This is a genomic window from Mesorhizobium sp. M2C.T.Ca.TU.002.02.1.1, assembly GCF_003997225.1.
The window spans coordinates 1-14,048 of the sequence record NZ_RZTO01000057.1 but is presented as its reverse complement, the minus strand read 5'-3'; the positions used below and the strand labels follow the sequence as shown (position 1 = coordinate 14,048).

At 63.6% G+C, this 14,048-nt stretch carries 11 protein-coding genes; 5 read left to right on the top strand and 6 right to left on the bottom strand.

The genetic code is table 11. From position 1 onward, the window contains the following. From EOD07_RS05220 to EOD07_RS05195, 6 genes are all read right to left on the bottom strand, one after another. Positions 1 to 541, bottom strand: a 541-nt coding sequence (locus tag EOD07_RS05220; RefSeq protein ID WP_127234229.1) for a 4Fe-4S binding protein, incomplete at its 3' end; no start/stop codon positions are given. Beyond that, entirely contained in the window at positions 538 to 1,386 is an 849-nt protein-coding gene (locus EOD07_RS05215) for an FTR1 family protein (protein WP_127234228.1), read from the bottom strand. The genes EOD07_RS05220 and EOD07_RS05215, both read right to left, overlap by 4 nt. Continuing rightward, positions 1,383 to 1,736, bottom strand: coding sequence for a cupredoxin domain-containing protein (locus tag EOD07_RS05210; RefSeq protein ID WP_127234227.1), 354 nt, complete (start codon positions 1,734 to 1,736; stop codon positions 1,383 to 1,385). Before EOD07_RS05210 ends, EOD07_RS05215 begins: the two co-directional genes overlap by 4 nt. Before the next feature lie 63 nt (positions 1,737 to 1,799). Beyond that, positions 1,800 to 2,345, bottom strand: coding sequence for an iron transporter (locus EOD07_RS05205; protein WP_127234232.1), 546 nt, complete (start codon positions 2,343 to 2,345; stop codon positions 1,800 to 1,802). A gap of 204 nt (positions 2,346 to 2,549) precedes the next feature. Continuing rightward, positions 2,550 to 3,620 (bottom strand): tellurite resistance/C4-dicarboxylate transporter family protein, encoded by a 1,071-nt coding sequence (locus EOD07_RS05200; protein WP_127234226.1) that lies wholly within the window; start codon positions 3,618 to 3,620, stop codon positions 2,550 to 2,552. A gap of 224 nt (positions 3,621 to 3,844) precedes the next feature. Beyond that, positions 3,845 to 4,585, bottom strand: a complete 741-nt coding sequence (locus tag EOD07_RS05195) for a helix-turn-helix domain-containing protein (RefSeq protein ID WP_245469860.1) — start codon at positions 4,583 to 4,585, stop codon at positions 3,845 to 3,847. 154 nt (positions 4,586 to 4,739) lie between these two features. Between EOD07_RS05195 and EOD07_RS05190 the strand changes: the two genes are divergently transcribed. From EOD07_RS05190 to narI, 5 genes are all read left to right on the top strand, one after another. Further along, positions 4,740 to 7,481 (top strand): MFS transporter, encoded by a 2,742-nt coding sequence (locus tag EOD07_RS05190; RefSeq protein ID WP_127234230.1) that lies wholly within the window; start codon positions 4,740 to 4,742, stop codon positions 7,479 to 7,481. A gap of 14 nt (positions 7,482 to 7,495) precedes the next feature. After that, on the top strand, positions 7,496 to 11,236 hold the full coding sequence (locus tag EOD07_RS05185; RefSeq protein ID WP_127234225.1) for a nitrate reductase subunit alpha: 3,741 nt from the start codon (positions 7,496 to 7,498) through the stop codon (positions 11,234 to 11,236). Further along, positions 11,233 to 12,759 (top strand): nitrate reductase subunit beta, encoded by a 1,527-nt coding sequence (gene narH / locus EOD07_RS05180; RefSeq protein ID WP_127234224.1) that lies wholly within the window; start codon positions 11,233 to 11,235, stop codon positions 12,757 to 12,759. The genes EOD07_RS05185 and narH overlap by 4 nt, the downstream gene beginning before the upstream one ends. After that, a complete protein-coding gene (gene narJ, locus EOD07_RS05175) occupies positions 12,759 to 13,460 on the top strand; it encodes a nitrate reductase molybdenum cofactor assembly chaperone (protein ID WP_127234223.1) in 702 nt (233 codons plus the stop codon). The genes narH and narJ overlap by 1 nt, the downstream gene beginning before the upstream one ends. Positions 13,461 to 13,472: 12 nt before the next feature. Beyond that, positions 13,473 to 14,048: respiratory nitrate reductase subunit gamma (gene narI / locus EOD07_RS05170; protein ID WP_127234222.1), on the top strand; the 576-nt coding region annotated here is incomplete at its 3' end.

Here is a 14,048-nt window from a genome sequence, read left to right as displayed (position 1 = left end):
GGCAAAGATAGCGGCACCACACGCGCTTGTTGCGCCCGTAGAGAAAGCCGATCAGCGCGGCGGCAAAAGTCGAGCCGCCGAGGATAAGCAGCGTCGGACGAGGATACTGATAAACGCTCGTCATCTGGCCGTAGAGCGTCGTGCAGGCGAATGCGACGGTGGGCCAACCTGGCCACATCAGCCAGCGCGGTATAGCCCTGCCGCGCCCGCGGCCGCTGGCGAATTCGCTTATCGCGCCTTCGGGGCAGAAGATGCCGCACCATATCCGCCCGACCAGCGCGGTGCTCAAGAGCACGAGCGGCCACCAGATACCCCAGAAGATGAATTGGGCGAAGCGCGTGAAATTGGTCCACAGATAGGCCGCGCGGTCAGGAAGCGGCAGGAAGACGGGCACGATCAGCAGAACGCCGTAGACGAGCACCATCGTCCATTGCGCCATCCGAATGGTCGTCTGGTGGCGTTGGAGCCAATCGCCGATCCTGCGCCAGACATCGTCGGGTTGAACGGAAGGGGCGTGCGGCGGAACGATCGTTATCGTCATGGGGAGGGTTGCATGCGATGCAGGCGCGGTGAACGCAGCAGCGCCAGCACGGCAATCCAGTAGATTGCATAGGCCAGGATGGTTGCGAGTTCAGGACGGGCACGATAGCCGGTCATGCTGGCAACCAGGCCTCCCAGCCTGCCCGTATCGTCAAGGAGCCAGGACGTGTCCCAAACTGCCCCGGACAGCGGCGGGACCAGCTCCAACCCGATGGCGCGGTCGAGCGCGGTCATCAAAAGCGACCCCGCCAGAAACAACAGCAGGACCTCGCTCACCCGGAAGAAGACTTTCCAGGGAAAGCGTTTGGCGGCAATATGGATCAGCCAGTAGGACGCGGCGGCGAAGGCGAGTCCGGCGGCGACGGCCGCCAGTGTTCCGAGAAGTGTCGTGCGCCCGGCGGATGCCAGGAGGCCGTAGAGGAAAACGACGGTCTCGCTGCCTTCCCGCATCACGGCGATTGCCACCAACAGGAACAGTCCCACCCAATTGCCGGCGGTCAAGGCTCGCTCGGCGCCGCGCTCGAGATCCTGTTTGAGCCCTCTGCCTTGCCGGTGCATCCAGACCACCATCTGCAGTATGAGCAACGCGGCGAGCGCGGCCATGCCGATCTGGAAATAGTCCGCGCGCTCTCCGTCGAGCAGGCTCTCCAGGAACAGGATGACGCCGGCCAGCAGAAGGGCTCCGCCCAGTCCGGCGGCGACGCCGGTCCACAGGAAATATCGCGCTGTTGCCGCTCTGGCGCCCGCGTGATGCGCCAGCCATCCCTGGAGGATGCCGACGACCAGAATTGCTTCGGTGCTTTCTCGCCAGACCACGAAGGCGACCTGTCCGAACAGTGCAGTCATCGAGCCTGCGGCTCTCTGGCGATAAGCGTGGCAGGCGGCATGCCGGGGTGAAAATCGTCGAAGAACCGGTACTCGCCGGGATCGAGGCGTCGGATCACGATAAACGAATTCGCCCCAGGCCCCAGCACCTTCTCCTTGCGTAGCTCAATGCTTTCGAACTCCGCAGGGCTGGACCCACTGTTGCGAAGTTCCAAAGTGAACTGGGCGTTGGCCGGCACTTCGAGAGACGGCGGCGTGATCGCTCCATCCTTGAGGTCGACCACGAAGGTGGGACTGTCGTCCGCGACCGCGATGGTCGCCAGCAGGCAGGCTCCGGCAACAATCGCCGGGCCGATCGAAGCCCTATCCATCGCTTTTTCCTTTGCGTTGCGGGGCCGACACGAGACGAGGGATCTGCGTGAAACCGGTCCTTGCTAGTAGCCGCCCTTTTTGCCCACGCCGGCGAAGGTGAATTCGTATTCGACCCGGAAGGGTTCGGGCCAGGCCGCGACGCCCGTCTCCTTGTCGACATGCCGTCCGAACTGTGGGAGAGCGCCGGATCCCTCAAAGGAAATCGTGTAGCTCAGGCTGTATTTGCCCGGTCCCATCAGCTTCAAATTGTCGCCATAGTGCGGACCGTCGCTGGCGACCATGGGCATCAAGACACCGCCGGTCTGCTGATTGTTGTCGAGCCGGGTCAGCAGATATTCGATCTTGAGGTTGGGGATCCAATCGCCTTCGGCAAAGCCATTGGCATTGCCGCGCATCGCATGGATATCGGCCTCGAGATGAATGTCGGATTCGGCGGCCGGTTTCATCATGTGAGCCGGCTCCATCTCGATCGGCTGCAGATACACCGCGCCGATTTCCATACCGTTCATGGGTTGAGGCTTGCCGATGGGATATTCCATCGCGCAGGCGCCCGATGCGCCGGCGAGCAGGGCCACGATGGATGAAAACAAAATCGACTGACGTGGCATACCGGCCTCCTTGCTCCCGAGGCACGGACCTGTGCCTCCAGCGGGTATCTCCGGACGGTGTTGAAACGGGTCTCGACCTGTTCCGGATCGGCAAGTCGATAACATGATCCTGTTTGTCTACTTATTCGCCGGATCGATTGGCTCTTTGCGCTGGCGCAAAGAGCGCGACATTTTCTCGAGTGTCGCGTTCTCCCGGCCACAAGGTTATCCCCGTGCGTGCAGCGGCAAGCCGCGCGCCAATGAACGCACCATGCCGACGAACGTCACCGTCCACGCCGCCAGGGCGATGTAGAGGAACGCATGGGGCAGGGCCGACAGAAAGCCGAATTCCATGGCGCGATCCATCTGCCAGGTGCAGGCGGCGTACATGCCGAGCGGAAATACCGCTCCCCAATACAATGGGTCATATTCGAACGGGAAACGCTCGTAGCCATAGCGCCAGATCCCCAGCAGAAGCAGCATGGGTATCCACCAGGTTCCGGTCGCCCAGTAGAAGACCGTGAACCCCTTCAGGAAGGGCAGCAGGGACATCAGGTACGGCGCGTGCGGCGCGTTCAGTATCAGCAAGGATCCGGCCAGCGTCGAAATTGCCATCGCGCCCATGTTGATCCAATAGGGCGGCGCCAGATCGCCGGGCGAAAAGCGAAAGAACGCATAGCGGTAGAAGATCAGCGACATCATCCAGATGTAGAGCATGCCACCCCACAGCCACATCGACAAAGCCATCAGATTGAGCTCGAGCCGATAGGGCTGGTCGATGCGCGCGGCAAGCAGCGCGGTGGACACGGACAGGGCCTGTGTCGCGACCACCGCCAGCAGCCAGCCGCCGTTGATGCCCTTGTCGAGCGTGGGTTTTTCGCGCCTGACGGTGAAGGCCGTGAAGATCGTGTAGGTCAGGCAGACCCACAGAACGACGGCCAGAGCCCACAAGGCCGCGCCCGCGGCGATGTTCTCACGCAGGATCATGAACTGGCTGGCCAGGATGCCGGTGCCGGCCACCGTCGTGAAATAGCCGGGTCCGGCAAGATGAGCGACCATGTCGCCGAAGAACCGTCGGGGATAACGCCAGGCCCGCAAAGCGTAGAGCAGCCACAGGACGGCATATTGCCCGATGTTGAGAACGAACAAGGCGAGCGCGAGGTTCGGATGCTCCATCATGGAGGCCGCGAGAGACACGATGCCGGTGGCCATGACCAGCGCGAAATAGGCTGGTGACATATCCGCCAGATTCAGGTCCCGCCGCGCCGGGTTCGAGCCACTGCTTCCGATCGTCATCTCTTTGACCGCAACACCATCGACCGGGAACGAGGAGCTGCGAAGCGGCGATCGCAAATCGCTCCACGGCCGGCGACAGCCGAAGAGATCGCCAGATCGACCTGCTGGCGTTGATCTGGGTCAACCGAATCCGTTCGCTGGGCAAGGCCGATAGTCCGACCAGCGGCGCTCTCGACATTTGCGATGACGGCGGGCCAGCCGTAAAGGCCAGTCAGATTGCCCCATCAGATTGCAGAGTCCTCGGCGTCCGCTCCGTCGATGAGCGGGTCGGGCGTGCATGCTGCGGCAAGGCGGCGCGCATCGAGGATTGCGATCGTCTGGCCGTCGACCCTGATGCCCGATTGTCCCAGGCTCGACAATGCACGCGAAAATGATTCGCGCGTGATGCCGAGCTCCGAGGCGATGAGCGTCTTCTCGAACGGCAGAACGGCCCGGTCCGGCGTGCCCTGCCGTTTCGACAGCGCCAGGAGATAACATCCGACACGCTGGGTCGCCGTCCTCAACTTGAGGTTCTTGATCTGACGGACCATGCGCCGGAATTGGTGCGCGAGGCTTCCGATCACGGCGTGCGCCAGCAAAGGGTCCGCATCGACGGCCGCGCGAAATGCCGCCGCATGAATCAACAAGAGCCGTGAAGGCTCAGGCACCCGTGCCTGCATGAGATAGGGCGCATCGGTCAGAACGGCGGCGGGGATGATGAGATCCGGAGCCCTGACAGCCTCGATCAAGACTTCACGACCTTCGGCCGATCGTCCGAACAATTGCGCGGATCCCGCCAGCACCACCAGTTGGAAATTCGGCACTTCGCCTTGTTCGAACAGAACCGTGCCTGGCGACACGCTGTGCACCACGGCATGCCGCAGCAGCTCGTCCCGTCGGGATGCGGCTAGCCCCCGAAACAGCGGCAATTCTTCGGGCGCCACGTCGCCATGTGTCATTTCATCCAGCAAAAATTTCTTCTCCAATTTCAGGCCTTCCGGCCATCGCCGTATCGTCTGTGACAAATGTCACGCCGTGCCTTGATTTAGATCAATGCCGGGCGATGCCGGCTTAGCCATTTTGTCCTTGAGCGGACGAGAGTCCGATCCTTGAGAGCAACTGTCGAAGGGGCTGCCGGTGATCAAACCGACTGTCAATGCGAAGTCCGGTCAAATCCTGGGTGCAAGCACGGCCGCATTTACGGTCTGCTTCGCGGTCTGGACCATCTTCTCCATTATAGGCATTCGCATTCGCCAGGAACTCGGCCTCACCGAGACGCAGTTCGGCCTGCTCGTCGGCACGCCGATCCTGACGGGCTCCCTGATAAGGGTCGCGCTTGGCATCTGGACCGACCGCTACGGCGGCCGGATCGTCTTCACGATGAACATGCTGGCCGCCGCGGTAGCGACTTTCCTGCTGTCCTACGCCCACACCTATCCGCAGATGCTGGTTGCGGCCCTCGGCGTCGGCATCGCCGGCGGTTCCTTTTCGGTCGGTGTCGCCTATGTGTCGCGCTGGTTTCCGCCGCAAAGGCAGGGCACGGCGCTGGGAATCTTCGGCGCGGGCAATGTCGGCGCCGCGGTCACCAAATTCCTCGCCCCCTTCGTGCTCGTCGCCTTCGGATGGCAGGCGGTTGCCCAGGTCTGGGCGGCGGCCCTCGTCGTCATGGCCATCATCTTTTGGCTCACGACGGCTGACGACCCGGTCATCGTCGAACGCCGGCGTTCCGGCATCAAGCCGAAAAGCGCCTGGCTCGAGCTCGAACCTCTGAAGAACGTCCAGATCTGGCGTTTCGCGCTCTACTATTTCTTCGTCTTCGGCGCCTTTGTCGCGCTCGCGCTCTGGCTGCCGCAATATCTCATCAATGTCTACGGCCTCGACATCAAGACGGCCGGCATGATCGCAGCCTTCTTCTCGGTGCCGGCGAGCCTGTTCCGTGCCTATGGCGGACATCTTTCGGACAGCTTCGGCGCCCGCCGCGTGCTCTATTGGACCTTCTTCGTGTCGGTCGTGACGACCTTTGTCCTGTCTTATCCGCCGACCGACTACATCGTTCACGGCGTCAACGGCACGACGACCTCCTTCCACATCGAGATGGGCCTTTTCGGTTTCATCGTCACGATCTTCGTGCTCGGCTTCTTCATGGCGCTCGGCAAGGCCGCCGTCTACAAGCACATCCCGGTCTACTATCCCAACCATGTCGGTTCGGTCGGCGGACTCGTCGGCATGATCGGCGGCCTCGGCGGCTTCGTGCTGCCGATCCTGTTCGGCCTGCTGCTCGACCTGACCGGCCTCTGGACGAGCTGCTTCATGGCGCTCTTCCTGCTGGTCTCGGGCGCGCTGCTGTGGATGCACATGGCCATCCGCCAGATGGAGCGCGGAACAGTCGGCGAGGCCCTTGCCAAGCTGCCGCCCTTCCCGGAAATGCAGCAAATGCCGGAGCCGGTGGCAAAGACCCGGACGGGCGGCGCCCTTACGGACTGGCGTCCCGAGGACAAGACTTTCTGGGCCGAAACCGGCCGCCGCATCGCCAAGCGCAATTTGTGGCTTTCGATCCCGGCGCTGCTGCTTTCCTTCGCCATCTGGCAGGTATGGTCGGTCGTCGTCGCCAAGCTTCCGCTCGTCGGCTTCACCTTCACCACGGACCAGCTTTTCTGGCTCGCCGCTCTGCCCGGGATCTCCGGGGCGACGCTGCGCATCTTCTATTCCTTCATGGTGCCGATCTTCGGCGGCAGGCTCTGGACGACGCTTACCACCTGGTCGCTCATCATCCCGGCGGTCGGCATCGGCTATGCCGTGCAGAACCCCGACACGCCCTATGTCGTGCTGCTGATCCTGGCGCTGCTGTGCGGCTTCGGCGGGGGCAACTTCGCCTCCTCCATGGCCAACATCTCCTTCTTCTTCCCGAAGGCGGAGAAGGGAAATGCGCTTGCGCTCAACGCCGGCCTCGGCAATCTCGGCGTCAGCGTCGTCCAGTTCGTCGTACCGCTGGCGATCACCACCGGGATTTTCGGCTGGCTCGGCGGCGATCCGGCCATGGTCAAGGGACCGGCCGGCGACGCGCCGCTCTGGCTGCAGAACGCCGGCTTCGTCTTCGTCCCGTTCATCATAGTCTCGGCCTTCGCGAGCTGGTTCGGCATGAACGACATCGCTTCGGCCAAGGCGTCCTTTGCGGAGCAGGCCGTGATCTTCCAGCGCCGCCACAACTGGATCATGTGCTGGCTTTACACCGGCACTTTCGGATCCTTCATCGGCTATTCGGCGGGCTTCCCGCTGCTCACGAAGATGCTGTTTCCGGACGTCAACGCGCTCCAGTTCGCCTTTCTCGGCCCGCTCGTCGGCGCCCTCTCGCGCTCGGGCTCCGGCTGGCTTGCGGACAGATACGGCGGCGCGCGCGTCACCTTCTGGGCCTTCGTTCTGATGATCGCAGGCGTTGCCGGGGTCTTGTGGTTCATCGGCATCAAGGATCAGCCGGGCGCGTTCATGGGCTTCTTCGCTTCCTTCCTGCTCCTGTTCTTCGCCACCGGCGTCGGCAACGCCTCCACTTTCCAGATGATCCCGGTGATCATGGCCAAGGAGATGGGCCGCTTGTTGCCGAAGGCCAACGCGGAAGCGCGTCGCCAGCAGGCGGAGAAAGAATCCGCCGCCATCACCGGCTTCACCTCGGCGATCGCGGCCTTCGGCGCCTTCTTCATCCCCAAGAGCTACGGCACCTCGATCGCGCTCACGGGCTCGCCGAACGCCGCGTTGTGGGCGTTCCTTCTGTTCTACGTGAGCTGCCTTGCCATCACCTGGGCTGTCTACACCCGCAAAGGCGGCCTTCTCCACGACATCGAGCGCGCCAAGCGCGGCGCGCCCGTCCATCCGGCCGCAGCCGAATAACCAGGGAAAAACCAATGTCGCATTTTCTCGACCGGCTAACCTTCTTCCGCAAGACCGTCGACAGCTTCTCCGACGGCCACGGGATCGTGACCAATGAGGACCGCTCCTGGGAAGACGGCTACCGCAAGCGCTGGCAGCACGACAAGATCGTGCGCTCCACCCACGGTGTGAACTGCACCGGCTCCTGCTCGTGGAAGATCTACGTCAAGGGCGGCATCGTCACCTGGGAGACGCAGCAGACCGACTATCCGCGCACGCGGCCCGATCTGCCCAATCACGAGCCTCGCGGCTGCGCGCGCGGCGCCTCCTACAGCTGGTATCTCTATTCCGGCGCCCGGGTGAAATACCCGATGATCCGTGGCAGGCTGTTGAAGCTATGGCGGGCCGCCCGCGCCAAGATGACGCCCGTCGCGGCCTGGGCCTCGATCGTCGAGGATGCGGAGAAGCGCCAATCCTACATCTCGATCCGCGGCCATGGCGGCTTCGTGCGCGCCACCTGGGACGAGGTGAACGAGCTCGTTGCGGCCGCCAATGCCTACACCGCCCGCAAGCATGGCCCGGACCGCATCATCGGCTTCTCGCCGATCCCCGCCATGTCGATGGTCTCCTACGCAGCGGGCTCGCGCTATCTGTCGCTGCTCGGCGGCGTGTGCATGTCGTTCTACGACTGGTATTGCGACCTGCCGCCGGCAAGCCCGCAGACCTGGGGCGAGCAGACCGACGTGCCGGAAAGCGCCGACTGGTACAATGCCGGCTTCATCATCGTCTGGGGCTCCAACGTGCCGCAGACGCGCACGCCCGACGCGCATTTCTACACCGAGGTGCGCTACAAGGGTACCAAGAGCGCGGTCGTCTCGCCGGATTATGCCGAGGCGACGAAGTTCGCCGACATCTGGCTCAATCCGAAGCAGGGAACCGACGCCGCGCTGGCGCTCGCCATGGGCCACGTCATCCTGCGCGAATACCACCTCGATCGCAGCGTGGCGTATTTCGACGACTACGCCCGGCGCTACACCGACATGCCCTTCCTGGTGCGGCTTGCCGAGCGCGACGGCAGGCTCGTCCCGGAGCGCATGCTGCGCGCTTCCGAGATCAGGGGAGCCCTCGGCGAGAAGAACAACCCGCAATGGAAGACGGTCGCCATCGACGAGGCGACGGACGCGCTGGTCGCGCCGCTCGGATCGGCCGGCTACCGCTGGGGCGAGCAAGGCAAGTGGAACCTCGAGGAAAAGGACGGCAAGGGGAGGGATGTTCGGCTGAAGCTCACCCTTGCCGGCGACGGAGCCGACATCGCGGCCGTCGACTTCCCGTATTTCGGCGGCCGCGCCAGCGAGCATTTCGTGGCCACCGAGCATGGCGAGATCCTGACCCGGAATATCCCGGTCCGCACCATCAAGACCGTCGACGGGCCGGTGAAGGTGGCGACGGCCTACGACCTGCTCATGGCCAATTACGGCCTCGACCGCGGCTTCGGCGGCGCCAATGTCGCCGCTTCCTATGACGACGACGTGCCGTTCACGCCCGCCTGGGCCGAGCGCGTCACCGGGGTCAAGCGCGACGCCATCGTCACCGTGGCGCGCGAGTTCGCCACCAATGCCGAAAAGACCAACGGGCGCTCGATGGTGATCCTGGGCGCCGGTCTCAATCACTGGTACCACATGGACATGAACTACCGGGGGATCATCAACCTCCTGGTGTTCTGCGGCGCCATCGGTCAGTCTGGCGGCGGCTGGTCGCATTATGTCGGCCAGGAAAAGCTGCGCCCGCAGACCGGCTGGACGCCGCTCGCCTTCGCGCTCGACTGGTCGCGCCCGCCGCGCCACCAGAACTCGACGTCCTTCTTCTACGCACACACCGACCAATGGCGATATGAGACCCTGACGGCTGAGGAGATCCTATCGCCGACGGCGCCCGAAGGGGACTGGAGCCAGAGCTTCATCGACTACAACGTCCGCGCCGAGCGCATGGGCTGGCTGCCTTCCGCGCCGCAGCTGAAGCAGAATCCGCTCGACATCGCCAAGCGCGCTTCGGCGGCCGGCCTCGAGGTCAAGGACTATGTGGCGGGGGCGCTGAAGTCCGGTGAGCTCGACCTCGCCTGCGAGGACCCGGACGATCCGGCCAACTGGCCGCGCAACATGTTCGTCTGGCGCTCCAACATCCTCGGTTCTTCCGGCAAGGGCCACGAATACTTCCTCAAGCACCTGCTCGGCACCAGGCACGGGGTCATGGGCAAGGATCTCGGCGCCGAAGGCAAGGTGCGCAACAAGGAAGTCGTCTGGCACGACGAGGCGCCGCAGGGAAAGCTCGACCTCCTGGTCACGCTGGACTTCCGCATGTCGACGACCTGCGTCTACTCCGACATCGTGCTGCCGACCGCGACCTGGTACGAGAAGAACGATCTCAACACGTCCGACATGCATCCCTTCATCCATCCGCTGTCGGCGGCGGTGGATCCGGCCTGGGAAGCGCGCTCGGACTGGGATATCTACAAGGGTCTTGCCAGGGCCTTTTCCGATGTCGCACCGGAGGTGCTGGGCGTGGAGAAGGACGTCGTCCTCATCCCCATCCAGCACGACACGCCCGGCGAGATCGCCCAGCCCTTCGACGTCGCCGACTGGAAGCGCGGCGAGATCGAGCCGATCCCGGGCAGGACGATGCCGGCGGTGAGCGTCGTCACGCGCGACTATCCGAACCTTTACGCCCGCTTTACCGCGCTCGGCCCGCTGATGACCGAGATCGGCAATGGCGGCAAGGGCATCAGCTGGAAGACGGAGCATGAAATCGCGGCGCTCGGCGCGCTCAACGGCGTCCAGGCCGCCGGCCCCGCCAAGGGGCTGCCGAGGATCGAGACCGACATCGACGCCACAGAAGTCATCCTGATGCTCGCGCCCGAAACCAATGGCGAGGTCGCGGTCAAGGCCTGGGAGGCGCTTTCCAAGGCGACCGGCCGCGACCACGCCCATCTCGCCATCCCGAAGGAAGACGAGAAGATCCGCTTCCGCGACATTCAGGCCCAGCCGCGCAAGATCATCTCCTCGCCGACCTGGTCCGGCATCGAGAGCGAGAAGGTCTGCTACAATGCCGGCTACACGAACGTCCACGAACTGATCCCGTGGCGCACCCTGACCGGGCGCCAGCAGCTCTATCAGGATCATCTGTGGATGCGGGCCTTCGGCGAAGGCTTCGTCACGTGGAAGCCGCCGGTCGACCTGAAGACGATTCCCGCCGTCAAGGGACTGAGACCCAACGGCAACAAGGAAATCGTCCTCAACTTCATCACGCCCCACCAGAAATGGGGCATCCACTCCACCTATACCGACAATCTCCTGATGCTGACGCTCAATCGCGGCGGTCCGGTCGTGTGGATTTCGGAGACCGACGCCAAGGCCGCGGACATCGTCGACAACGACTGGGTCGAGGTCTTCAACGCCAACGGAGCGCTGACAGCCCGCGCCGTCGTCTCCCAGCGCGTCAAGCAGGGCATGATGCTGATGTATCACGCGCAGGAGAAGATCGTGAACACGCCGGGCTCCGAGCTGACCGGCAACCGCGGCGGCATCCACAATTCGGTGACGCGCACCGTGCTCAAGCCGACGCACATGATCGGCGGCTACGTCCATCAAGCCTACGGCTTCAACTACTACGGAACCGTAGGCTCCAACCGCGACGAGTTCATCGTCGTCCGCAAGATGGCGGCCGTCGACTGGCTCGAGGAACCCCTGCAAGACCATACTGCCAAGGAGGCCGCAGAATGAAGATCCGCGCTCAGATCGCGATGGTGCTGAACCTCGACAAATGCATCGGGTGCCACACCTGCTCGGTCACCTGCAAGAACGTCTGGACCAACCGGGAAGGCGTCGAATACGCATGGTTCAACAATGTCGAGACCAAGCCCGGCGTTGGTTATCCCAAGGAGTGGGAGAACCAGCAGAAATGGAACGGCGGCTGGCGGCGCAAGAAGAACGGCAAGATCGAGCCGAAGATCGGCGCCAAGTGGCGTATCCTCGCCAACATCTTCGCGAATCCTGATCTGCCGGAGATCGACGACTACTACGAGCCGTTCACCTTCGACTACCAGCATCTGCACACGGCGAAGGAATCGAAGGCCTTCCCCACGGCCCGTCCGCGCTCGGCCATCACCGGCGAGCGGATGGAAAAGATCGAATGGGGACCGAACTGGGAGGAGATCCTCGGCGGCGAATTCGAGAAGCGGTCGAAGGACGTGAACTTCGAGGGCGTCCAGAAGGACATCTACGGCCAGTTCGAAAACACCTTCATGATGTATCTGCCGCGCCTGTGCGAGCACTGCCTCAACCCGGCCTGCGCGGCGGTGTGCCCGTCGGGCGCCATCTACAAGCGCGAGGAGGACGGTATCGTCCTGATCGATCAGGACAAGTGCCGCGGCTGGCGCATGTGCGTCTCCGGCTGCCCCTACAAGAAGATCTACTACAACTGGTCGTCGGGCAAATCGGAGAAGTGCATCTTCTGCTTTCCGCGCATCGAGGCGGGCCAGCCGACGGTCTGTTCGGAAACCTGCGTCGGGCGTATCCGCTACCTCGGCGTGATCCTTTACGACGCCGACCGTATCGAGGCGGCTGCCAGCACTCCCGATGAGAAGGACCTCTATCAGGCGCAGCTCGACGTCTTCCTCGATCCGAACGATCCGGCCGTCATCGCCCAGGCCCGCGCCGACGGGATTCCCGACAACTGGCTGGAGGCGGCCAAATTGTCGCCGATCTGGAAGATGGCGATGGAGTGGAAGATCGCCTTTCCGCTCCACCCGGAGTACCGCACCCTGCCGATGGTCTGGTACGTGCCGCCGCTCTCGCCCATCCAGTCGGCGGCGGCCGCCGGCAAGATGGGCTTGGACGGCGACATGCCCGACGTGCGCAGCCTGCGCATCCCGCTCCAATATCTCGCCAATCTGCTGACGGCGGGCAATGAGGAGCCCGTGGCTCTCGCGCTCGAGCGCATGCTGGCGATGCGAAGCTACATGCGGGCAAAGACGATCGACGGCCGCCTCGACGAGCAGATCGCGGCGCGCGTCGGCCTGACGGGTGCGGCCATCGACGAAATGTACAAGGTGATGGCGATCGCCAACTACGAGGACCGTTTCGTCATCCCGACATCGCACCGCGAGTGGAGCGAGGACGCGCAGGACCTGCGTGGCTCTTGCGGCTTCTCCTTCGGCAATGGCTGCTCGGGCGGTTCCACGGAGACCAACCTCTTCGGCACCAAGCAGACCAAGCGGCCGACAAACCCGATGGAGATCGCGTGATGACTGCGCCGCATTCGAACAGGACCTTCAAGGCGCTCTCGGCGCTGCTTTCCTACCCGAGCGAGGAGCTTTGCGCGGCGACCCCGGAAATCGCCGCGGCGATCGCGGCCGAGGGATTGGTGTCGGGCGAAGCAGGCAAGCAGCTGCAGCCCTTGCTGGCCGACCTGGCCACCCTCGATCTCTACGATCTCCAGGAGCGCTATGTCGAGTTGTTCGACAAGACGCGCCGTCACTCGCTGCATCTCTTCGAACATATCCACGGCGAGAGCCGCGATCGCGGCCAGGCGATGGTCGATCTCGCCGAACACTACCGGAACGGCGGGCTTGTCGTCGCGGCGAACGAATTGCCCGACTTCATCCCGCTTTTCCTGGAGTTCCTTTCCGCTCGTCCGCTCGAAGAGGCGCGCGGCCTGCTCAATGAAGCGGCTCACATCTTCTCGCTGCTGGAGGAGCGGCTCGCCAAACGCAACGGAGGCTATGCCGCCGTGTTCACGGCGATATGCTCGCTTGCCAGCAAGCCCGGCACGGTCGTGGGCGCCGCCGACATCGACGAGCCCGACGACCTGGCGGCCATCGACGCCGCCTGGGAAGAGACCGCCGTCGCATTCGGTCCCGGAAATGCGACGGACGGCTGTTCCGTCGACCGGTTGAGAATCCAGATGCGCGCCGCCAATCGCGACGCGCGCAACAATGCGGCCTGATGGAGGCAAGCCATGTCCGACACGATCAATCACGCGCTCTTTGGCTGGTATCCCTATTTCTGCCTGACCATCTTCCTGCTCGGCAGCCTGATCCGCTTCGATCGTGAGCAGTATACCTGGAAGACGGGTTCTTCCCAGCTCTTGCGGCGGCGCCAGCTCCGCTGGGGCTCCAACCTGTTCCATGTGGGCATCCTGGTGATCTTCGGCGGCCATTTCGTCGGCCTGCTGACGCCGATCTGGGTCTTCGATGCGCTCGGTGTCTCGCACAGCTTCAAGCAGGGCCTTGCCATCACCGCCGGCGGCATCGCCGGTGTCGCCTGCTTCATCGGCATCGCGCTTCTTGCCCATCGGCGACTGTTCGATGCCCGCATCCGCAACACGTCCGCCCCCGGCGACATCGCGATTTTGCTGCTGCTCTGGGTTCAGCTCACGCTTGGCCTCTCAACGATCTTCGTCTCGCTCGGCCACATGGACGGCCACGAGATGGTGAAATTCATGAACTGGGCGCAGGGCATTCTCACCTTGCAGCCGGCGGCCGCGGCCTATGTCGCCGACGTCAATCCGATCTTCAAGGCGCATCTCCTGCTC

Excerpts from the sequence above, each read along its gene's own strand:
- EOD07_RS05215 (WP_127234228.1), bottom strand. The coding sequence starts at position 1,386 with ATGACTGCACTGTTCGGACAGGTCGCCTTCGTGGTCTGGCGAGAAAGC.
- EOD07_RS05210 (WP_127234227.1), bottom strand. The coding sequence starts at position 1,736 with ATGGATAGGGCTTCGATCGGCCCGGCGATTGTTGCCGGAGCCTGCCTG.
- EOD07_RS05205 (WP_127234232.1), bottom strand. The coding sequence starts at position 2,345 with ATGCCACGTCAGTCGATTTTGTTTTCATCCATCGTGGCCCTGCTCGCC.
- EOD07_RS05200 (WP_127234226.1), bottom strand. The coding sequence starts at position 3,620 with ATGACGATCGGAAGCAGTGGCTCGAACCCGGCGCGGCGGGACCTGAAT.
- EOD07_RS05185 (WP_127234225.1), top strand. The coding sequence starts at position 7,496 with ATGTCGCATTTTCTCGACCGGCTAACCTTCTTCCGCAAGACCGTCGAC.
- narH (WP_127234224.1), top strand. The coding sequence starts at position 11,233 with ATGAAGATCCGCGCTCAGATCGCGATGGTGCTGAACCTCGACAAATGC.
- narJ (WP_127234223.1), top strand. The coding sequence starts at position 12,759 with ATGACTGCGCCGCATTCGAACAGGACCTTCAAGGCGCTCTCGGCGCTG.